Source organism: Paenibacillus urinalis, assembly GCF_028747985.1.
GTDB lineage: Bacteria > Bacillota > Bacilli > Paenibacillales > Paenibacillaceae > Paenibacillus > Paenibacillus urinalis.
In genome coordinates this window covers 174289-196368 of the sequence record NZ_CP118108.1, presented here as the reverse complement: position 1 = coordinate 196368, position 22080 = coordinate 174289, and the positions used below count along the sequence as shown (strand labels likewise).

Annotated in this window: 17 protein-coding genes and 1 other RNA gene; 3 read left to right on the top strand and 15 right to left on the bottom strand. The window is 46.6% G+C overall.

All coding sequences use genetic code 11. The annotated features are described in order from the left end of the window. Positions 1–45 precede the first annotated feature (45 nt). Positions 46–1635 (bottom strand): restriction endonuclease, encoded by a 1590-nt coding sequence (locus PUW25_RS00960; RefSeq protein WP_052512279.1) that lies wholly within the window; start codon positions 1633–1635, stop codon positions 46–48. A gap of 514 nt (positions 1636–2149) precedes the next feature. Here PUW25_RS00960 and PUW25_RS00955 point away from each other — a divergent pair. Then, positions 2150–2278 carry a hypothetical protein gene (locus tag PUW25_RS00955; protein ID WP_274337888.1) on the top strand — a complete coding sequence of 43 codons (129 nt, stop codon included), beginning with the start codon at positions 2150–2152 and terminating at the stop codon, positions 2276–2278. Between the two features lie 328 nt (positions 2279–2606). Here PUW25_RS00955 and PUW25_RS00950 read toward each other — a convergent pair whose 3' ends face one another. The 13 genes from PUW25_RS00950 to PUW25_RS00890 all read right to left on the bottom strand — a co-directional run bounded on the left by PUW25_RS00950 (position 2607) and on the right by PUW25_RS00890 (position 16145). After that, positions 2607–4151, bottom strand: coding sequence for a type I restriction-modification system subunit M (locus PUW25_RS00950; RefSeq protein WP_047913917.1), 1545 nt, complete (start codon positions 4149–4151; stop codon positions 2607–2609). Beyond that, positions 4148–4744, bottom strand: a complete 597-nt coding sequence (locus PUW25_RS00945; RefSeq protein ID WP_047913916.1) for a restriction endonuclease subunit S — start codon at positions 4742–4744, stop codon at positions 4148–4150. Before PUW25_RS00945 ends, PUW25_RS00950 begins: the two co-directional genes overlap by 4 nt. Positions 4745–4765: 21 nt before the next feature. Continuing rightward, entirely contained in the window at positions 4766–5584 is an 819-nt protein-coding gene (locus tag PUW25_RS00940; protein ID WP_047913915.1) for a DUF3800 domain-containing protein, read from the bottom strand. A gap of 438 nt (positions 5585–6022) precedes the next feature. Continuing rightward, positions 6023–6386, bottom strand: a transfer-messenger RNA (tmRNA) gene (ssrA, locus tag PUW25_RS00935). A 295-nt stretch (positions 6387–6681) separates the two neighbouring features. Next, positions 6682–7161 carry an SsrA-binding protein SmpB gene (smpB, locus tag PUW25_RS00930; RefSeq protein ID WP_047913914.1) on the bottom strand — a complete coding sequence of 160 codons (480 nt, stop codon included), beginning with the start codon at positions 7159–7161 and terminating at the stop codon, positions 6682–6684. 134 nt (positions 7162–7295) lie between these two features. Further along, positions 7296–8429, bottom strand: coding sequence for an N-acetylglucosamine-6-phosphate deacetylase (locus PUW25_RS00925; RefSeq protein ID WP_052512275.1), 1134 nt, complete (start codon positions 8427–8429; stop codon positions 7296–7298). A 99-nt stretch (positions 8430–8528) separates the two neighbouring features. Beyond that, complete coding sequence (locus PUW25_RS00920; RefSeq protein ID WP_081872780.1) at positions 8529–9326, bottom strand: glucosamine-6-phosphate deaminase; 798 nt, start codon at positions 9324–9326, stop codon at positions 8529–8531. 82 nt (positions 9327–9408) lie between these two features. Beyond that, entirely contained in the window at positions 9409–10437 is a 1029-nt protein-coding gene (locus PUW25_RS00915; protein ID WP_052512274.1) for a Gfo/Idh/MocA family protein, read from the bottom strand. 6 nt (positions 10438–10443) lie between these two features. Next, positions 10444–11517 (bottom strand): Gfo/Idh/MocA family protein, encoded by a 1074-nt coding sequence (locus PUW25_RS00910; RefSeq protein ID WP_047913913.1) that lies wholly within the window; start codon positions 11515–11517, stop codon positions 10444–10446. Between the two features lie 232 nt (positions 11518–11749). Then, complete coding sequence (locus tag PUW25_RS00905) at positions 11750–12751, bottom strand: sugar phosphate isomerase/epimerase family protein (RefSeq protein ID WP_081872776.1); 1002 nt, start codon at positions 12749–12751, stop codon at positions 11750–11752. Positions 12752–12790: 39 nt separating this feature from the next. Next, positions 12791–13621 carry a carbohydrate ABC transporter permease gene (locus tag PUW25_RS00900; RefSeq protein ID WP_205055146.1) on the bottom strand — a complete coding sequence of 277 codons (831 nt, stop codon included), beginning with the start codon at positions 13619–13621 and terminating at the stop codon, positions 12791–12793. Between the two features lie 164 nt (positions 13622–13785). Further along, a complete protein-coding gene (locus tag PUW25_RS00895; protein ID WP_076315564.1) occupies positions 13786–14748 on the bottom strand; it encodes a carbohydrate ABC transporter permease in 963 nt (320 codons plus the stop codon). A gap of 23 nt (positions 14749–14771) precedes the next feature. Further along, positions 14772–16145 carry an ABC transporter substrate-binding protein gene (locus PUW25_RS00890; protein WP_274338506.1) on the bottom strand — a complete coding sequence of 458 codons (1374 nt, stop codon included), beginning with the start codon at positions 16143–16145 and terminating at the stop codon, positions 14772–14774. Between the two features lie 128 nt (positions 16146–16273). On the opposite strand from PUW25_RS00890, the gene PUW25_RS00885 reads away from it, so the two are divergent. Continuing rightward, the gene (locus PUW25_RS00885; RefSeq protein ID WP_205055145.1) at positions 16274–18106 is read left to right on the top strand and encodes a cache domain-containing sensor histidine kinase; all 1833 of its coding nucleotides are present in this window, start codon (positions 16274–16276) and stop codon (positions 18104–18106) included. Between the two features lie 20 nt (positions 18107–18126). Continuing rightward, positions 18127–19179 (top strand): response regulator, encoded by a 1053-nt coding sequence (locus PUW25_RS00880; RefSeq protein ID WP_047913908.1) that lies wholly within the window; start codon positions 18127–18129, stop codon positions 19177–19179. A 110-nt stretch (positions 19180–19289) separates the two neighbouring features. Here PUW25_RS00880 and rnr read toward each other — a convergent pair whose 3' ends face one another. Further along, the gene (gene rnr, locus PUW25_RS00875) at positions 19290–21908 is read right to left on the bottom strand and encodes a ribonuclease R (RefSeq protein ID WP_047913907.1); all 2619 of its coding nucleotides are present in this window, start codon (positions 21906–21908) and stop codon (positions 19290–19292) included. Positions 21909–22080: the final 172 nt, after the last annotated feature.

Sequence of the window (22080 nt, the reverse complement as noted above, 5' to 3'; positions counted from 1 at the left end):
TCATTCCTAAGGAAGAATAGATGCACTGAGTATGAAACAGTTAGATTATTCAAAAATAATTCGTGCTTTAATACCATTTTGTTCCAACAAATAAAGTAACCCTCCACCATCAATTAACTCGATTGGCTTATCTTTTGCAAATTCGTAGGCATCAGGACCATAACCTTTTGTTGTGACTAGAATACCTTTGTTTGCACCTTCATTTAACATTGTCCCGTATAAGTCCCTTACTGCTGAAACACCCACAGTGTTTTTATAACGTTTTGCCTGTATAACGACTTTACCTCCCACTATTGGCCTGGTATCAAATGCAACACAATCAACACCACCGTCTTTTGATGAACGAGTTAACTTAGCATCTAATCCCATTCTTGCGAACAAATCTGTAACTAACATCTCAAACTCATATGGATTTAACTCCATTAAATTAGGAAGACCTTGCAAAGATCCAAGCATATCTTCATGTTCAATAAAACGTTTGTCTACCATATCAAACTCTACAATTGGTTTTACAGCTTGTAGTTCAGCAGGTCGAGGGGACACTTGTGCTCCCAAATTTCTTAAACATACTGATTTCTCCACGCGATTTAAATCAAGCTCATCAAATTTTTCTTTAGTAACCCGAATTGAAATGAGGTATGGTGTAACATCTTTACCCGTAGCAGGATCGACCGAATGTACATACCCACTTAAAACTACAACATCAATAACTTTCCCCTGATCAGCTTCTAATACCTCATGAATGGTTCGAAGTGTTACACCGGCTACAATATCTGAATAGATATTCTTAACCTCTTGGATTTTTCTAGTCTTCTCACTTATTTCATCTTTTGTTTTTACATATTTATATTCCATTACTGTTGGCACAATATCCTTATTGGGAAGTTCGTAATCAATTACTAACTCTTTGGAATCTGGTATATACGCTAGTCGAAAAATTTGAGGGAAGCCTGTTGGGTATTCAGAACGTTCAAGCACCATAGTGTTATAAACGATAACTGCTTCACTTTCACCATTACGATAGTTTTCCTCAAGTTCATCAATTTCTAGATTTCTATCTCTAACTTTTAAATCAAACATAGACTTTTCATGATCATATTCTGCCTTTAACTTGTCTAATGTAACTAATCTTTCATTTTCTTTTGCCTCGTACTGAACAAAGTCATTCTCGAATTGTTGTTTTGCTTCATTAAGGTCTCTCTGATATTTCTTTTCTGAACCAGGCATTAATTTTGTAAAAAGGTTTGGCTGCTTTATCTTTCTTATGTAATCATCTAATTGAGGTTTAGTAGCCGGAATAGAAATATTAGTAGGTACATTAAAATCTTTAAAATTCTCAATAATCTTCAGAGAGGAAAATGAAACCACATCATTCACTTGCAAAGTGTGATCTAATATACCGTATAAGTCTTCTATTCGCTCAGCAAGTTCGCTATTTAAATCATCTGTTTCCTCTATTCTACTTTCTATATAACGTAATTTTGCTTCCTTTTCATCTTGAATCTGTTGTCTTTGCTGCACTTTTGCGATTCTTATTTGTTCACGTTCATATCGTTTTCTCTCAGCCTCACTTATTCTAGCCTGCCTTGCAGCTTCTCTTGCTATAGTAGCCATAAAGCCACTTCTTCTCGCCAACTTGATCTCCCCAATTCTATTATATGTTTTGTTAATACGTTTTTTATGAAACCCACTCTCTTCCTGTGTACTATTATACCTAACAAAAAGGGAATTACTACCTAATACAGCATATAGTATATTAGAACCAGACAATTAGATCACCAAATATTAATTTCAACTTCTAGTAATCATCCAATCTTCAATTAAGATTAAATCTATTGCCGATTTATTTGAGAGAAATTATAAAACAATTACCCTTAGGTTAACGAACACGAGAACTACCATAAGTAGTAGACTTACATAAAAAAGAACAAACACTCAGACAATACTCCTATGAAGTGAAATGGAGGCAGCTCTGCTCGTTAATGAGGGACATATGAGTATTCAAGAAGTAGTTAAACGATTGGATATCAGTAACAAATATCAAGCACAAACCTGGGCAGCAAAGTATTCGATCAGGTGGAACTATCCAAAAAAATACTCAAAGAAGAGGAAGACCTAAAACTAAGTTTTCGAATATGGAGGAGAAGAAATGGCATACCTACGAGCGGAGATTGAGTATTTAAAAAAAGCAGTAATCAAATCTACACAAGGAGTGACGAGTAAAGAGGCAAGGCTCGGAATTATTGATGAAATGAGAGCAAGATTTCCACTCCAATGATTATATTTAGCTCAAGTTTCCCGTTCTGGTTATTACAAGTGGAGAAATGCTCGACAGACAATGAATTAACGTAAAGAAAAGATGAAGCAACCGATCCCCGGTTGAATACCGAGTAACGGTTGCTGCTTAAAAGTGACTTTTTAGATCTGTCTATTTGAACAGGGGTATGACCTTTAGAATGCGGTCATTTTTATGATAGAAATATCGCAGTTTAATTTCCATAATTTGAAGAAGTGCTATGATCAGTCAAATCAAGAGTCTACTATAATTTTATCTAAAAATGCGACATCCCTACGCGGGTACAACGTAACAATCAACATAAACGTATTTAAAGATTCTTAGAAACGATGCCTAATTCTTTTAATTTAGATTTTATTACAGCATCGATCTCTGCTATTTTTCGATCTATTCCCTTTAGCTGACGTTCGGCAGATGTTATATCGATTATGTCATTCTCTATATCCTTATCGATATACCTCGAAATATTCAAATTATAGTCGTTATCTTTCAACTCATCTAAAGTAGCAAGGTAGGAGTAGTGCTCAATTTGTTTCTTGTTAATATAGGTATCGACAATTTTATTAACATCCACGTTCCTTAATTGGTTCTGGTTCCTTCCATTCGCATATTCATGAGAAGCGTCGATAAACATAACCTTATCGTCAGTTTCACGACTTTTTTTCATAACGACGATACATACTGGAATAGATGTACCATACATCAGGTTAGGGGGCAATCCAATGATCGCATCAATATAATTATATTTTTCAACGAAGAAACTCCGTATTTTCCCTTCTGGTCCTCCTCTAAACAGTATTCCCAGTGGTAATATTGCCACAAGAATACCTTTGTAATCCAATTGATGAATCATATGCTGAATAAATGCAAAATCAGCCTTCGATTGTGGGGCAAGTACCCCATATGACCTAAAACGTTCATCATCTAAAAAATGGAAATGTGCGCTCCATTTTGCACTATAGGGAGGGTTAGCGACCACCGCTTCGAAACGCATATCCAAATGTTTAGGTTGCTCTAACGCATCATCGTTACGAATATCAAATCGATTAAACGCAACCTCGTGTAACAACATATTCATTCTAGCCATATTATAAATCGTACTCATTTTTTCCTGACCGTAAAAGTGTCCTACCTTGGCCTCTTTTGCAATTTGTAGAAGAAGCGAGGCAGAACCACAAGTTGGATCGTATACACTCCTAAGTTCGTCTTTATCTGCCGTCACTATTTTAGCAATGAGTGCTGAAATTTCAGGTGGCGTATAGAACTCCCCACCCTTCTTGCCTGAGCTTTCCGCAAATCGCGAGATTAGAAATTCATATGCCTCCCCAACGAATTCCGGATCAATATTATCGCTTGCGAAAAGGAGATCGTAAATGGCTACCATAACATCAGTCATGAAGTTAGATTCAGAATTAACAAGGTTTCTTAATAGAGAAGCAGACAATTCCATATTAGCGAATAGATACCGCAGACTGTGCTCGCTGTCAGCTCCTTTTATGGAGCGATTAAAGCATTCAATACCTAACTGAAAGTATCCTACATTAAATAAACTTTTTTTAATCTGACTAACCATGGTTGAAAATAAGTACTGAGGCTCAATTACGTACCCTAAAGTCGAAACAAGCTCTTCCCTTATACTATTACGCATTTCTTCATTTTTCCATGCTTCCTCAAATGAGCATTTATCATAAAGCAGTGAATTACTAACTCGATCTTCAATTTTATGAGAAAGGTATCCATAACATATAATTCCCAGAAAATAATCGCGTATAGCCGACTCCTCCAAAAATCCGCGCATAGACTCAAGCCGTGCCCATAAATGATTATAAAGTTCTAATCGCTGTGAAGAAATCATCTCGATCCCTCCTGCAAGTAAGAGATCAATTGTTGATTAATGCTTTTCTCTTCTAGGTAGATACGTTGCATCAATAGTCTTTTTTTATTCAATAAATTACTATATAAATCACCTATAATCTTCTGTTCCTTCAGAGAAGGTACCACGACAGGTACTGCCCGAAGTTTTTGAATCGAGAGCGCCGCCACGGTCGTTCCTTGCGTCGCTTCACTTAAATAATTTTGGCTCTCAGGGTACTCATTTAAATACCACTCTAAATAAGGAGCATACAATGTTTCATTAACATTAATAACGGCAAAGTTTGAAGGGACCAGTCTGCCCAGATATTCCAATCTTACAGTTGCCGCACGACGTGATATTAAGTTAATAAGTACCATGTTTTTATCGGTTATAGGCAATTTTCCAACTTTCTTTTCCGTAACAAGAATCTCTTGAGGTTTATCACGACTACCTCGATTTTCATTTCCTAAGCTTTCATTCATTTCTTTCATTGTATAAAGCATTAACTTAACCGAACTGAAACCCGGTTCAGCCTGTACACGGGATAAGTTAGCTCCTTGAACAACGTTCCCATAATCTGCAAGATTTAACAATCCTCAGCACCTCACAATAACTTAAACTTCAATCCTTCTGTACTCATCAAAATGTTTAGCGATAAAAAGGTTGATATAGGTTTTAAAGTTTCTTTCCGTGAGAATAGATTGGCCTGTCCATTCATAAATAGACATGTTCTGAATGAAGCATTCCAACAGTCCCAACTTGTACAATATAAAAATTAAATTCCGTTGTTCACGTTTTGATCTTGAGTTGGATGTACTGTTCTCCATTATTGTTCTTATTATTCCGAGTAATAGATCTGTAAGCTCCACACCAATTTCTTCGCCTTTACGCTTGTAACTGCATTCTGAAACGAAGTACGGTTCACCTCTATATAGGGCATGAGCGTTTAGTTGTTTCTTCAAAGAATTTGCCAGATCAAGCCGTTCATACTCATATGCATGTTCAATATACAGAGCTGCGTTTAATTGAGAGGATTTATCGTATTCTCTGAGTAATCCGTACATGATCCGCTCAGGAAATTTAGTATATACAGTGTACTCGATTATCTCCGCCTTTAGTCTAGACCCAAACCGAATTGCGTCTGCTTCGATTTGGCTATAATGATAATGAAGAATATTCAATTGTGCGTACGGTGAAATCTTAGCTGCCATTTGGAATAACTTGATGATACCATTTCGCATCTTGGCATCTCCAGAATAATCAGTCCAATGAAAAGAATATTCTTTATTCAATTCGTGCATCATAATTAATGAATCATTTTTATAAATATCCGTTGGGAAGCAAAGCGCACCCATTAGTTGGACTGCATTATTCTTTTTTCCACTTTCATCAAAGAAAATGGAAAGAGTCGTATTATTCACAGCAGTTTCCAAGGATCAACCTTCTCTCTGTACAAAAACGTTGTTTTATGGCATAATTAATTATCAGTAAAATTATTAAAAATTCACTCGCAGCGCCTGAGTTTGCGCGTGATCCATTTTTTTCAAAAGGAACTTGCACTGCTTGATGTGCACGTTCCTTTTTGCTATTGCAAACAATTACCTTATAGCCCAATACTACACTCATATCAAGGATAAATCAACTGCTATTTTTTAAAATAGCAGTTGATGATGCATCCATCATTCTTCTCACAATAAACCGAACTAGCTCAGGCATTAATCAAACTTGCCACGATCATGAAAAATAGCCGACAAGTGAAACTTAAAACTTTTCAGAAATCATGATAGTGGAAAGAAAAGTTTTGATATATTTAGAAGTTGGAAGCTCTTAGACAGCAAAAATCCACAACCAGATTCGGTTGTGGATTTGACATATGGAGGCGAGGGGAGTCGAACCCCTGTCCGAAGATAACGCCACATAAGCTTCTACGGGTGTAGTCACAGTTTTGATGTCACCCGAGTAGCGCCCCGTAACCGGCTCTACGTTGGGTCAGCCTGTTTGTCTTCTTCAGCTAGCCGCAGGCGGAGACTAGACAGCGTATCCCACTAAAGTTGGGCCCTCATCCCGGTACATGGGCGATACAGAGCGAGAGCACGCACGCAGGTTATTAAGCTGCGAAAGCGTAGTTGTTTTGTTGTTTGCCGTTTAATAGGCTTTAGCGTTGATGAAGCGGACGCGTCCCCACTACCCGCTACTCATGCTCGAACTATCCCCGTCGAATCCAAAAACGCCCCCTTGTTATAAAGGGCCTCCTGGATAGATCGGATCAATAAGAGCACCAGTAGATCTATTCCGCATCCTTCCCCTCCATGGTGAAAGGATGACTAGAAGCAATTGGTTATACCAGAGCACTTGTTCTCTCTCGTACTTCCTTAGTATATCACAAAAGTATATATAATGCGACTTACTCCAATCTATAACTTGCAGGTAAACAAGGAGAGAGTTGGAAAAGCGCGTCATACCTAACCTATTCTGACCAGCTGCAACAGAGCTAACTCAGACATTAATTATCACTTCACTCCAAATCAACTTACCGAGCAATCTTCTGCTTCTCGCGCAGTGCACGCTGGATATCACGCTGTGCATCCCGCTTCGCGGCGGTGTCACGTTTATCATATTGCTTCTTACCTTTACCCAGTCCAAGCAGCAGCTTCGCATATCCATTACGAACATAAATCTTGAGCGGTACGATGGAGTATCCCTCCTGCTTCGACAGACCCAGCAGCTTGTTAATCTGTGCCTTGTGCAAGAGCAGCTTACGCGTACGTGTAGGATCATCAGGGTTATTGCGGTTCCCTTGTTCGAACGGGCTGATATGCATGTTATGAATATGGATCTCGCCGTTCCGAATGGTCGCAAACGCATCTCCAATATTCGCACGCCCATTCCGCAGAGACTTAATCTCTGTCCCAGTCAGCACCATTCCTGCTTCATACGTATCCTCGATGAAATAGTCATGGGAAGCCTTCTTATTCTGCGCTAATACCTTGCCGTCATTCTTCTTCGCCATGTTCTCTTCACCTCTTCGTATCGTATTGTAGCAAGCACTGACGGTCATTTCGTCTATAAGACTGCGGGAAATAACAATCATTTCCGGACTTCATTGTATCAAATTCTATGATGAGAAATCAAGGTAACAAACCCCTATATGCGTTGTACCCCGCTGCCAGCGGTTTGAAGCACTTGCACTTCCCCATCTCGCATTGTAAAAAGAACACTCGGCTCAAGCTCCGGCTGAGCTTCACTGTAGTTATTCAGCAGTCTCCAAGGTTGAACAGACCCCATATTCCACGCTTCCTCGAGCGTACACAACCCCTTGCGAACCAATCGGCTGATCCCCTGAATCAGCATTTGAGCCGATCCGGCAAGCAGCTCCGGCTGAGCGGTCAAATGAAGCTTTCCTAATTCCGTCAGTGTTACTCTTCCACCAATATGCGTCTGATAATCCCCTGCCGGTAAACCCGCCAAATGGGCCGCATCGCTGACAAGTATGGCCTTTTCCTTTTTTACACGCATAATGACCTTCTGGACCGCATCCGGCAAATGAAATCCATCCGCAATAAAGCAGGTGTACAGCTCATCAGCGGCTAGCTGCTCCCATATGTAGTTGGGATGTCTCGGAAGCATCAGATGTGCCCCATTGCCAAGATGAGTAGACATCAGCGCCCCGGCTCTTACGGCCTCAAAAATCTGCTGACTGCTCGCCGCTGTATGCCCTATGGATACAATGATTCCTTCCTGCACACACTGCTCTATAAACAGCTGGCTCCCAGCCCACTCGGGTGACATCGTCACAATCCGGATCATCCCTGTGGCAGCACTCTGCAGGCGCTGAAACAGATCTATATCCGGTGCAGTCACAAATTCCGCTGGGTGTGCTCCCCTGGGGCCGTCCTCTGGTGAGATAAAAGGACCTTCCAAATGCACCCCCGCTATGCTCCTCCTTGTGATCTCATTTACTGCACAGGCTGCCGCAATTACTCGCAAGGACTGACTCATTGCTTCTTCACTGTTTGTAATTACAGTCGGGCAGTATTTGACGACACCAACGGCTTGTAACAGTCTAGTTACTTGGTGAACCTGCTCCACCGTAAGATCTGGGCTATTAAAATCAATACCCATGTATCCATTTACCTGCAGATCAACTAGACCTGGCGCGAAATAGACCGTTTCATTATTCATACCTGCTAGAGCGGCCAAGCTATCATCTGTCATCTCCACCCTGATTCGTTCCCCAGTGGCATAATGCACAGCTTCCGTATATCGCGTGTTAACCATCTAGACTAACCTCCTTCTCATATAAAAAAGCGTCTTAACGACGCTCGATAACATGGAAAATTAGCTGTAAAAGGCTATGTCTCCGCTTAAATACACTCTTTATTTTAAAGGGGATTCATGTTCATTCATTTCACCCCAAGCTGCCAAATCTACATACAAAGTACACCTCGGGTGGGTTCTTAAAATGCTGGCCGGACAAGCTTCGCTAATCTTACCGTTCACCGTGTTATATACCGCCTGCTTTTTGGTTGGTCCTGGTACCATACAGAACAGCTCTGTTCCGGACATGAGTGCGGGCACCGTCAATGTAAGCGCATAGGTGGGTACTTCGTCGAAGCTCGGAAAGCAGCCATCATTCACCTGCTGCTGCCTGCACGCCTCATCCAGCTCCACCGGCTTCACCCAAGCCTGATCTGAAAAATCAGCCACCGGAGGATCGTTGAAGGCAATATGGCCGTTCTCACCAATTCCCATAAATACAAAGTCAATCGGTCTCTCCCTCAAGAGCCCTTCATACCTGCGGCACTCCGCTGCCGGTTCCGCCTTCCCGTCTAGTGGATGCCATGCGTTTAGCCCCGGTTCTGCCGCCTGTATGACCCGCTCCTCTACAAATCTGGCAAAGCTTTGTTCTGCCGTGCGGGACAACCCGATATACTCATCCATATGAAAAGCTTCCACCCTGCCCCACTCCACATCGGCTGCTTCCATAAGCGCTTGCAAAAATTCATTTTGCGATGGAGCTGCAGCAAAAATAACTCTCACCCGGTCCTGTATGCGTAGCCGCTGCTGTAAAGAACGAACGGCCTCTGCGGCAGCCGCCTTCCCCATCTCTTCGCGTGTTGCATATATGCTGACCTTCAGCTGATCTGCATGCGTTTGAAATACTGGTGTAATCATGAGCTCACTCACCCTCTCACCCGCCTTTCTTCCTAACAGCCTAATGAGGATTCCATTTCAATTTTGCATTCCTGCTGCTCCCCTACACCATTGAAAAATGCTCTTTGAGCTTAATCTCCTGCTTCAGACGCGAGGATGCATACGTCCCCAAAATAATCTCCAGCGAATGCCTTCCCTCTGTCCCCGGTACCACCGGTGTACGTCCTTCACGCACTGCATAAGCCAAATCTCGAAGCTGCTCCCGATGCCCGTCTGGAATGACGGCAAAAGGGGCAAACTCCGGCAGTGTAACCTCTGCTCCATCCAGCTCCAGCATTACAATATCATCCTCTTCAATGATCAGTGTGCCCGTTTCGCCATATAGCTCTAAACGCTGACCCTTCCCTTTATAAGCGGTTGTCGTAATCTCCAGTACACCCATCGCACCATTTTCATATTGGAGCAGTGAGGTTACCGTGTCCTCCACCTCAATATCTCGCAGCACATTTCGGGCTCTTCCCTCAAGCGAAGCAACTGGGCCTGCCAGCCACTGGAGCATATCCACGGTATGTATGCCCTGATTCATCATGGCTCCGCCTCCGTCCATCGCCCATGTTCCACGCCATCCCGCACTGTCATAATAAGCCTGACTCCGATAGATCTTCACGTAGGCGGAACACAGACTCAGCTTGCCAAGCGCACCAGAGGCAATAAGCTGTTTCGCATACTGTGCTTGCGGTGACATGCGGCGGGGAAATACGGTAGCAAGCAGAACTTCCTCCTGCTCACAGGCTTCAATCATGCGCTCTACGCCTTCCATCTGGATCGCCATCGGCTTCTCGACAAGGATGTGTTTACCCGCTCTTGCCGCTCGAACGACCTGCTCCTCGTGCAGTCCGCTGGGTGTACAGATGGATACCACTTCGATGTCGGGCCTTGCTAATAACTCATCCAGATTCGAGTATGCGGCTGCCCCATATTGTGCAGCGAATCGCGCTGCCTGATCCGGATTCACATCACATACCGCGACAAGCTCTGCTTCCGCTAGCTTTGCGATCTCACTGGCATGAACCTCGGCAATAATTCCGCAGCCCACAATCCCATATCTCACAGGCATCATTCCTGCTGACATAACCACTCACCCTTTCTTTATATGTTCCTTTTTAGAGTAAACATGGACCCGCTCTGCCTGCTCATCTGCCAGCAGTGTGGCTCTTGTAGCTGCCAAGAGATCCTCATGCGTAAATTCATGCGGCTTCCCCTCAATCCGGTTTATAAAATCCTCCACGATGCGAACAGGAGGCATACGCAGCGGCACTTGCTGCAAGGGCTCCTCATGGGTCATCACGAGCAGCAGCTCCTCTTCACCATCCAGCTTCGCTGCCGGATCACCTGCGAGCCGAATTTCGGCGCTCCCCAAGGTGCCTGTCACGAAGATGCGTCCATCTCCCCAAGTCCAGCATTTCTCCGGGGCATGCCAATCCGCATACAGCTGAGCACTTACCCCGCCATCCAGTACGGTTTGAACAGCGGCCGTATCGTAAAAGTCTGGATACTGTGGCAGGATTCTCTTGCCCATTGCTGCCTGAATGCTGTGAATCTCTTGACCCGTCAGCCAGCGCAGCAGATCAAAGTCATGCACCAGCAAGTCAATAATAATGCCTCCCGACTCCTGCTTGTTGAAGTGCCAGGCTGGACGGGTCTCCGGCCGCAGCCGATGCGGCTTCCGCATGGTAATACTCATGATCTCTCCCAGCTCACCATTCAGCACCATTTCGCGCAGCGTATATAATGAAGGTCGATAACGCTCTGTTAACAGCATCCCTAACTGAATATTCCCTCTATTGATTAGCTCCTCAAGCTCGTTATACCCCTTCCAGTGAACAACCGCTGGCTTATCCAGCATCAGGTGCTTGCCGTATTTCTCACATTCGAGCGCGATCCCCAGCTTAAGGTTATTGATGGCAGAGCTCCCTATGATTCGAACCTGCTCCGGCTCAAGCAGCTCCTTACTGCTGTCTACAAGCTGCAGCTGGTACTTGGCAGCCAGCTGATTCGCCAGCACTGGATCACCTGGTTCAAATATGCCCGCACACGCATAACCGAGCTCCAGCATCTCCTCGATAAAAATCGAGATATGCGGATGCTGACAGCCGATCACCGCAAACCTCTCCGCCCTTCGTGATCCCGGCAAGCCTCTTACAGATGACATCATACCTCTCCTTTCCACTAAGAGATTTTTACAAAATGTCATGCTCCAATACGCCTAACTCTGCTTAAATGCTCTCCGCCCTCGCCTCTATCTTCAATTGCACTTGCCTTTCACCAATAAAATTGCAGCTTCACTTTAGCTCTTTTTACTTCCCTATGCTGCTGCTACTGCTGAATCCCTCATCTCACCTGTACCACTTCCCAAGTAACGCCTGAATCTAGCGGCTTCCCCTTTATCTCTGGTGCTGTGCCTTCACCTCTGCCATCAATCTTTGAATCTCCTTCAGGTCATAAGCAAGGCGCTCGACCGCAGGATAAGGCGCTGCACATTCCAGCGTAATCCACCCGCTATATCCGCTCTGATGCAGAGCCGCCAGCAGCGGCGCGTGATCTACCTCGCCCTCTCCCAAACGGCACTGCATAAATGCCTCATTCCCGTGGCGAGTCAGATTGACAAACGTCCCTTCCTCACCCGCAGTCGCCATTCTCCGCTCATCCTTTACATGGACATGGCGGAGAGAAGCACCGAGCTGCTGAACCGATTCAGCCCCATAATCAACATCGGAGATGTACATGTTGCCTGCATCATGGATGAATCCCAGCCTGTCATCCCCTGTTAATCCCTGCAGCTTCATAGCGCTAACGGCGTCCTCTGTCAGCGTTTGGTTATGAATCTCAATAAGGATTTGAACCCCTGATTCCGCCGCCTCTTCTACACAGGCTCGCAAATACCGGGCTGCCTGCTCGTAGTGATGCTCCTCTGCCTTAAATGCATTGGGGCCACCCGGAAACACACGAACATAAGGGACGCCCAGTACACTTGCAATCTGAATGAGCTGCCGAACATCTTCTACAGCAGCCTTACACTCCTCTACCGTCAAGTTAGAGAAGTATCCGACATATCCTGCTAAGGCTGGAATGGCAAGTCCCAGCTCCTCTGCCCGCTCTCTCACTTTTCTGGCTTCCTGAAGCGGCATATCTAGCGGAAGGTGAGGAGAACGACAGGCAATCTCAATACCATCAAAACCAAGTTCAGCCGTAATTCTCATTGCTTCCGAAAGGCTGTACTCGATCAGGGTCCCACTGAAAGCCGCGACAGGAAATAAACGGTCATGAGACACAATGCCATCCTCCTGCCTGTCAGTACGCAGCTGCGAGTGAGCACGCGGAAGCGGATTATAATTAGATGATTTTGTCTTGTCCTGATCTTCCCGACTTGCCTCATTATGATCCATCCTTACTCTCCCTCCTTACGGGCAACATCCAGTTCCGTATCATTTAATGCCCGACGCCGTATGGTTCTGCACGAAGTACTTCTCCGCAAACAGAAATACGAGCAGAATCGGCAGCAAGCTCATCAGCGCCGCAGCGACCATCAGCTGCTCATTGCCGACCCATTGACCTTTTAGACCCAAGATGCCGATCGGCAGTGTAAACTTCTCGCTGGAGCTCAAATAAATGGACGGTGCCAGAATCTCATTCCATTTGGTCATGAATGTAAAAATAGAGAGTGTCGCGAGCGACGGCAGACTCAGAGGCATATAAATGCGCCAGTAGATCCGCAGCGGATTGGCTCCTTCCATCTTCGCTGACTCCTCATACTCACCCGGTATGCTGAGAAAAGCCTGCCGCATCAGAAAGATGCCGAACGGCTGGGCAAGCCATTCAATAACCCACAGCGGTGTAAGTGTATCCAGCATGTTCATCGAGTTGAAGATGATAAAATGTGGAATGATGATAACCACGGGAGGGATCATCATCGTGCCGAGTACAAACATGAACAGAACGTTTTTAAAGGGAAAACGGAGCCTGGCAAAGGCATACCCCACCAGTGAGCAGGACAGCAAGGTTCCGACCACAGACAGAATGGCAACAATGAAGCTGTTCATCGTCTGCGTGCCGAAATCGCCCAGCTTTAATACCTCCGCATAGTTGGACCACTGAAAGTCTTTTGGGAACCAGGTCGGCGGTACGGCGGTGTATTCTGCATATGTTTTTAATGAGTTCAGAATCGCCTTAACAAAAGGAACCAGCATGATGAGCGAGCTGATCACGATTGCGATATAAGCAATGATCTTACCGGATTTCTTACCAGAGGATTTCATGGATTGACCTCCTTCCTATAGGAAGACGCTTCTTATCATTTAAAAATAGACCTTATTACTGCTAATCTGATTAGATCAAGTGCTTGAATGAGCACCAGTGATTAGCTCTAGTGAACAGGTTCTAGGATCTAGCTTCTAGCGACCGAACTCTAACCTCTAACCACCTAGTTGTAATGCACCCAGCGGTTCTGCAGCTTCATCTGCACGAGCGTCAGGCTGAATAAGATCACGAACAGCACCCAGGCAATGGCCGAGGCATAGCCCATGTGGAGGAACGAGAACCCTTCACGATACAGATACAGCATAAGTACAAGACTGGAATCACGCGGACCTCCTGCTGCTGCAATGTCCCCGCCGCCTGTCATGACATAGATCTGCTCAAACGCCTGAAACGTGGAGATTGTACTGAGTATAATGACTAGAAACGTCGTCGGCGAGATCAGCGGCACAGTGATGCTCCGGAATTTGCGAAGCACACCTGCACCATCCATCTCAGCAGCCTCGTACAGCTCATTCGGTACATTTTGCAGACCTGCCAGGAACAGCACCATGATGTACCCGATGCCTTTCCATACGGCAATAATGACGAGCAGCGGAATAACCCAGTTTTCACTGTTCAGCCATTGCTGCGGCTCAAATCCCCACTTCACCAGCAGGGAGTTGGCAAATCCGAACCGAGGATTAAAAATCGCATCCGCAACATACAGGATGACCGTCCACGAAGAGATAACCGGGATAAAATGTGCCATTCGGAACCATTTGAGTCCTTTTAGCTTCTGATTCAGCATCACAGCCAGAACCAGGGCGAGAATCGTCTGCAGCGGCACAAACAAAATGGCAAAATAGATCGTATTCCACAGCGACTTCCAGAACAGCGGCTCGTTAAACAGCTTGTTATAGTTCTCTGTCCCGATCCACTGCGGCGGGGTCAGCATGTCATAATCGGAAAAGCTGAAATACAGGGAGACAAGTAGCGGGCCGGCGACGAATACGACGAAATGAATAAGATACGGGGACACCATCAGGAGTCCCCATCTTCCTTCCGATCGCAAGTAGCGGCTGCGGCCCGCGGACTTTAGCTTATGCCCTCTCTTGGGCACGGCTCTCGTCGATTTGCTTAGTGTCATCCGCGGCAGCTCCTTTGGCTTCGTTATTTCTCATAAAATGCATCCAGCACATCCTGAATTTCTCCATTAGCCTTCGTCAGTGACTCATCCACCGTAGCGTCACCAAGGAAAGCGCGCTCTGCATTCTCATTGAATTTGGATACCCACTCTTCCCATACGGCATTGGTATCCAGTGTCCCGGCAAATTCAAAGCTGTCGAGGAACGCCTGGCGATTCTCAGGCTTCTCCCCAGCGGTTAAGAACACGTCGGAGTTAGCTACTGACTTCTTGACCGGAACGGCCTCCCCAAGCGCTGCCCATTCCTTCTGCACCTCATCCTCCGTAGCCCAGAACTTCATCCATTCCCATGCTGCAGCTGCCTTAGCCTCATCGGCTTTCGCACTGATGACCCATGAGTTCGCAATAACCGGAGCAAAGCGTTTGCCGTCCGGGCCTGTCGGCAGTACGGTGACATCATAATTCAGTCCCGCTTCATTAGCTGCCTGAACACGGGCATAAATACCGATCCGCATCGCGGCTGACCCGCTCGGGAACACAGCCATCGCACTCTGGAAGCTCTTCAGATCCACGGGATCGGTGAAGATGCCTTTTTGCATACCATCGACAATCCAGTTCATCGCTTCCTTATTGCCGTCGGAGTCTACAATTGACTGTGTGCCGGTCTCGTCAAGAATGCCGCCGCCGTACGATTTCAGTACCGTAAACCAGCCCTCGGTTATGCTGAAGAAAGTAAGTCCGAACTGACTAACGGTATTCGTATCAAACCCTTCCTCTGCAGCAGCCTTTCCGCTTCCATCTACCGTCAGCTGAGTCGCAGTTGTCTTCAGATCCTCCCAGCTCCACTCCTCTGTCGGATATTCGACTCCGGCTTTATCAAACAAATCCTTGTTATAATACAGGACCCCGATTTGAATGCCTTGCGGAATGCCCCAGTATCGTCCATCTGCATCCTTGTTGAACTCCAGTCCGTAATAGTCATCCTTGTTCAGATCACGGTCGATCCACTCGGTTACGTCCTTCAGCGTGCCTCTCTCGGCGTACTTCATGACGAGCGCCCCGTCCGACAGCCAGACATCCGGTGCTTTGCCTGCGGCAATCTGTGTGTCGAGCTTCTGATAGAACTGACCATACGGCGCACTTTGCGTGTCTACTTTAATATGCGGAAACTTGGCGGTGAACTTCTCGATCAGTTCCTTCATTTTGGCATCACTCTTGCCATCAGAGTAATATCCCAGCGTGATAGCTACCTCTTCCTGAGACGTTCCCCCGTTGTTGTCTGGATCTGTGCCAGCTCCTTCACTGCCTCCATTCGTTCCCCCTCCACTGCAAGCTGCTGCGAATACAGAGAACACAAGCAGCATACATACGAGTACGGACACCTTCTTACGCTTGACCATTTAACCGCCCCCCGCTATAGTAATTCCATCCACATCTTATATTGTAAATATTGTAAGTGAGGGAGGAATGGTTAATCCTACTCTAGTTGTCTTTTCCTGCACTCACCTGATTCACATCGCAAAGAGAGGTGGTTCATATCTTATCCAGCCTGTCTATTAATAAGAGACTGATTGCAATCAGCCTGATCTTTGTCTGTCTGCCTGTAATCATCCTCGGCTCCTATTGGTACAATGCATCGACTCGCACCATTGAAGAGTCTGCTATCGCATCCAACGAACGAATCGTGACTCAAACCAGCGAATATCTGAATCTATATATATCTAATCTTGAAACTTCAACCTACCCCTTTCTCTCGAATCCGCATATCCAAACCCTAATCAATCGTACCAGCATGACCCCTTATGAATACTTGAAGCTATCTGATGCCATCGAAAAAGGACTGTTCGCCCAAATGCTATATGGACGTGATGATCTCGTCGGGCTCTCCGTTCTTGCCAAGAACGGGATGCAGGTCAGTGATTACAGCCGCTCGGAAGAAATGCTCGATATGCGGAGCATCAGGCAGCGTAATCGGCTGCTGTTAGCGGACATGGATCAGATGGACGATTTTCATATGACGGGGATCCGCTATATTGGTTCAGAGCCCGTGCTGACAATAATCCGAAAAATATCGAGCAGTAGAAGCTATCTCTACGAGGGACTGCTCGTGGTCGATCTGAATCTCGATCAGATTGCCGGTATTTGCAGCAACGTATCCAGGGAGGACCTTCACCTGTGGATTGCCGATACGCAAAATAACCGCATCCTGTATCATCCGGACAAGGAACGAATTAACGATCTCTTACCTGCATCCCTTGCGGAGAAATTCTCAGCAGAGCCTGCCGGCTTAATACATGAATACGAAGGCAACAACGAAAATATTTTATTATATGAGGAGGCCACTCTCTCCAAATGGGCGGTCGCACTGGAGCAGCCTAAGAATGCCGTCGTGTTCGAGCTCCTTAATCTAAGATCAACCACCGTATATTTGTTTGTCATCATTATGCTGGTGACGCTGCTTGTTATGGGCGGCTTCTCCTTACAGATCAGCCGCGCCTTATCGCTGCTCCAGCATTTCATGAAACGCGTACAATCCGGTGATTTTTCTACCCCTATCACCCGTATGACCGGGCGCAAGGATGAGATCGGCGGGCTGTTCCGCAGCTATTCCCATATGGTCGGTGAGCTCAAACGACTCGTAAGCGAGGTTCAATCCGCCAAGCTCAAAGAGCGTGAGCTGAGTCTGAAGCAGAAGGAATCGGCACTTCATGCGATGCAATCCCAGATTAATCCTCATTTTCTGTACAATACACTTGAAGTCATTAATGCTCATGCCATCCTCGACAACCAAATGGTGATCAGCCGAATGACAACCTCACTCGCCGATCTGTTCCGCTATAACCTGAAGAATGCTCATCAAATTGTTTCGCTTCGGGAGGAGATCGGACATTTAAAGGCGTATTTGGATATCCAAAAGGCGAGGTACCGAAAATTAACGGTCGATATCTGCATCGAGGAGTCTGTAATGGATCAAATTCCGCTGGTTCGGCTGACACTGCAGCCGCTCGTTGAGAATGCATTTATTCACGGCTATCAGCACCACCGTCTGCCGCCATCCTATATCGGTCTGACGGGAACAGCGGATACGGAAGGGAATTATATACTGCGAATTATGGATCATGGTAAAGGAATGGATGAGCATCGAATGGAGCTGCTGAATCAGTTCTTCAGGAACGGTGAGGAATCTAGAGTAGAATGGGAACCACTGCTTCAATCCAGCGGAATCGGGCTCACCAGTGTTCATGAGCGGCTTAGGCTGTCCTTTGGAAGTCATTATGGATTGAGCGTTCATTCCTCCGGTCCTGCCGGTACCATCATTGAAATTAAACTGCCACTCCGTTTACAGCCGGCCCGTCCATAACAAATAAGGAGGGATCTTGTATGTATAAAGTCATTATCGCGGATGATGAGTACATGATTCATGCCAGTCTTGCGAAGCAGGTGGAGTCCTCGGGGCTCCCGTATCAGGTAGTCGGTGAGGCTGAGGATGGACAGGAAGCACTCCTGCTGCTATCCGAGCAGCCTGATCTGATTGTAACAGACATCTGCATGCCTGCGATGGATGGACTCACGTTTATCGAAAAGGCTAGAGCAGTGAACCCCCATGTTGTGTTCCTCATTATTTCCGGCTACAGTGATTTCGAATACGCCCGGACTGCACTGCAGCTTGGTGTGGAAGATTACCTGGTCAAGCCGGTAAGCCCTGACAAATTCAGAGCAGCACTTGAATCGATCCTTCACAAAATCGAGTCCCGCAAACATCAGCTAATTCACCAGAAGCAATGGGTCGTTCATCAGCTGGAGCTGCTAAACGAGCTGGAGAGCAGCATATGGAGATTGGATGAGACGGCAGCCCGTCAAGCAGCTGTCCACCTGCTGGAGCAAGGACTGCCGCAGGATGCGCCTGCTGGACCCCCGAACCTGATCATCAATCAGATCAAATTAGATCTTAGCGAGATGCTTAAGACGCGGGGAATTGATGTATCTTATCTTCTTTCAAACAAAGGCGCAGCGATTCAGCTGGATTCCTCCGAACCCGAAGCCGCCTTTCTTCAATATGTATCACTTCTCTTAGACCAGATTAAGCAAGAACGCAATTTTGGCTCACGTAACCAGATTCTAAGAGCAATTGCTCATACGCGGAAGCACCTTCATGCAAGCGACCTCTCCGTACAGCAGGCTGCAGATATGGCGGGGATGTCTGTAACCTATTTCAGCAGGCTGTTTAAGGAGGAAACAGGGGCGAGCTATGTACAGTATCTCATCAAGCTGCGAATGGAGGAAGCTAGAATACTGCTTGAGCAGCAGGCCTGCAGCGCATCCGAAGCGTGCGAGCGAACGGGGTATACGGATTATCCCCACTTTAGCAAGACGTTCAAACGGTATTATGGTATTGCCCCCGCCGATTATATGAAGCACCACCGCAGTTTATAACCGGTAAAGTAAAAGGAAGGCTCTTGCACACAATGAGAACTTAAAGAAATCTATAGAAATAGGCCAACCAGATATCTCTGGCTGACCTAATCATACTGGCTATACGGATTCTATTTCTTTTTCTTACGGACAAATGCGGCCATTCCGTTTCCGCCGCTTTTCCCTTTAGGCTTACGCTTGCGCTTGCCGGAGCCTTCTCCACCTTTAGCCGGGTTGCCGCTTGGCGCCTGTGCTGCTTGTTCGCCAACGAATACGCCGCTCTTCGACGTTTTTTTCTTGCGGCCCTTACCCTGGCCTGAATGTCCACCACGTCCGCCTTCTGCAAAACCGGTAGAGGATCCGCCTGGTGAGTTATAGCCGCCTTTGCCGGAGCCAAAGCCGAAGCTCTGTCCTCCGCGTGATTCTGTACCGGAAGCTCCCTGCTGTCCGGCTCTGCCGCCATTCTTGCCGCGGTTTCCACCGCTGCCGCCCTTGCCTCGGCTGTCCCGTCCGCCCTGATTACCGCCTCGGCTGTCTCTGCCTCCGCGGCCGTCACGGCCCTCGCGGCGGGATCCGCCGCCGAAGCCGGCACCAGGTCCGCGCTCCTGCCGGGGCTTCATGTCTACCATTTCAAAATCAATGGTGTACTCATCCATATTCACCCGTGCTACACGGATCTTCACTTCATCCCCGATACGGAATATCTTCGAGGTCCGCTCGCCAATAAGAATCATGTGCTGATCATCAAAATGATAATAATCATCGGTCAGCATACTGAGACGAATGAGACCCTCTACCGTGTTCTCAAGCTCAATGAACATTCCGAAGCTGGTCACACTGCTGATCATGCCGTCAAACTCTTCTCCGACCTTATCGAGCATATACTGTGCTTTCTTCATCTTCTCGGTGTCACGTTCGGCCTCAACGGCTACACGTTCCCGCTCTGAAGATTGCTGAGCAATGTCAGGCATCCGGCTCGCCAGGTACTCCTGTCGGTTCTCGGGAAGCGCGCCGCCATTCTCGAACACTTCTCGCATGACACGGTGAATTACAAGATCCGGATAACGACGGATCGGTGACGTAAAGTGGCTGTAGAATTCCGCAGCCAGACCAAAGTGTCCGGACATTTCGGAATCGTATTTCGCCTGCTTCATGGAACGAAGCATCATCGTGCTGATAACGGTCTGTTCCTTCGTGCCTTGGATATCTTCAAGCAGGGACTGAAGCGCTCTTGGATGAATAGAATTCCCGCGTCCCTTAACGTGAAACCCAAAGTTTGCAGCGAAGCCCAGGAAGTTCTGCAGCTTCTCCTGATCCGGGTCCTCATGGACACGGTAGATGAACGGCACTTTCAGCCAGTGGAAATGCTCTGCTACGGTTTCGTTAGCCGCCAGCATGAATTCCTCAATGATCTGCTCCGCCACCGTACGCTCTCTCTTGACGATATCAACCGGCTTACCTTCCTCATCCACAAGAATCTTGCTCTCTTCAAAATCAAAGTCTACCGCGCCACGGCGCATACGCATGTCACGCAGCTTCATCGCGATTTCCTTCATCAGCTTGAAGTCGTCCACCAGCTCGCTGTACCGCTCGATCAGCTCAGGATCTTCTTCCTCCAAGATTTTGTACACATTCTTATAGGTCATACGTTCTTTAGTCTTGATCACACTGGTGAAGACCTCATGGTTTACGACCTTCATCTGCTCATTGAATTCCATCACACAGGACATGGTCAGCCGATCCACTTGGGGATTCAAGCTGCATATTCCATTGGATAAACGATGCGGCAGCATCGGAATAACCCGGTCTACCAAGTACACGCTGCAGCCCCTGTTATACGCTTCCTGATCCAGCTTGGAATTCTCGCGTACATAGTAACCGACATCGGCAATATGAACGCCTAGACGATAATTGCCATTCGGCAGGCGCTCTACGTTGACCGCATCATCCAAGTCCTTCGCATCTTCACCGTCAATGGTTACAATATTCAGCCCGCGCAGATCTCTGCGTCCCTGCTTAATAATTTCATCCTCCGTAATGGAGTCAGGGGCCTGTTCTGCCTCTTCTATAACTTCCTCCGGGAATGCTTCAGGCAGCTGATGCTTGCGAATGACGGACAAAATATCGATACCCGGGTCGTCTTTATGCCCAAGAATTTCGATGATTTCCCCTTCTGCAGCAGCACGACCTTCCGGATAGCTTACGATATTGACGACAACCTTCTGGCCGTCCACCGCATTATTAAAGCCCGTCCTCGGGATAAAAATATCGCGATTAATACGCTTGTCATCTGGAATAACAAACCCATATACCTCTTGGCTCTGGAACACGCCAACGACCTGTACTACCGCGCGCTTGACGATACGGATGACTTCACCTTCCAGCCGCCCGCCTTCCGGACCTTTGGAGGTTACACGAACCAGCACGGTATCTCCATTCATCGCACTCTTCAGGTCGTTTGCATGAATATAGACATCCGGATGCTCACGATCCTCGGGTATGAGAAAAGCAAAGCCCTTCGCGTGAGCCTGCAATCTTCCCTTCACCATCTGCATGCGTCCTGGCACACCGTAACGGTTCGTACGGGTCAAGACAATTCTTCCCTCGTCCTCGAGCTGATTCAGAAGCTTCAAGAACGCTTTGAACTCAGCCGCATCTTCGATGCCGAAATGCTGCTCCAGCTCTTGATACGTCATCGGTTTATAGGCCGTCTCCAGCATAAAATCAAGTAATTGTTGTTCAGTTATCATTTAGTTCACCTCTAGGAAACATAAGAGTAGGCCTTTATGTACTTTGTCAGTCTTGATTATCATTAGTAAAATCTTACCCTAGTATACACGAATTTAATCCAAGAATGGATTTTGTATATACCCAAATAGGGACCTTCCATCAATATGAGTCTCAAATCAGGCAAATCGCCTT

Coding starts and splice junctions, on each gene's coding strand:
- PUW25_RS00905 (WP_081872776.1), bottom strand. CDS start 12,751: ATGGATCATAATGAGGCAAGTCGGGAAGATCAGGACAAGACAAAATCA.
- PUW25_RS00910 (WP_047913913.1), bottom strand. CDS start 11,517: ATGTCATCTGTAAGAGGCTTGCCGGGATCACGAAGGGCGGAGAGGTTT.
- PUW25_RS00950 (WP_047913917.1), bottom strand. CDS start 4,151: ATGATTTCTTCACAGCGATTAGAACTTTATAATCATTTATGGGCACGG.
- PUW25_RS00900 (WP_205055146.1), bottom strand. CDS start 13,621: ATGAAATCCTCTGGTAAGAAATCCGGTAAGATCATTGCTTATATCGCA.
- PUW25_RS00880 (WP_047913908.1), top strand. CDS start 18,127: ATGTATAAAGTCATTATCGCGGATGATGAGTACATGATTCATGCCAGT.
- smpB (WP_047913914.1), bottom strand. CDS start 7,161: ATGGCGAAGAAGAATGACGGCAAGGTATTAGCGCAGAATAAGAAGGCT.
- PUW25_RS00955 (WP_274337888.1), top strand. CDS start 2,150: ATGGCATACCTACGAGCGGAGATTGAGTATTTAAAAAAAGCAGTAATC.
- PUW25_RS00925 (WP_052512275.1), bottom strand. CDS start 8,429: ATGGTTAACACGCGATATACGGAAGCTGTGCATTATGCCACTGGGGAA.
- PUW25_RS00895 (WP_076315564.1), bottom strand. CDS start 14,748: ATGACACTAAGCAAATCGACGAGAGCCGTGCCCAAGAGAGGGCATAAG.
- PUW25_RS00890 (WP_274338506.1), bottom strand. CDS start 16,145: ATGGTCAAGCGTAAGAAGGTGTCCGTACTCGTATGTATGCTGCTTGTG.
- rnr (WP_047913907.1), bottom strand. CDS start 21,908: ATGATAACTGAACAACAATTACTTGATTTTATGCTGGAGACGGCCTAT.
- PUW25_RS00915 (WP_052512274.1), bottom strand. CDS start 10,437: ATGTCAGCAGGAATGATGCCTGTGAGATATGGGATTGTGGGCTGCGGA.
- PUW25_RS00920 (WP_081872780.1), bottom strand. CDS start 9,326: ATGATTACACCAGTATTTCAAACGCATGCAGATCAGCTGAAGGTCAGC.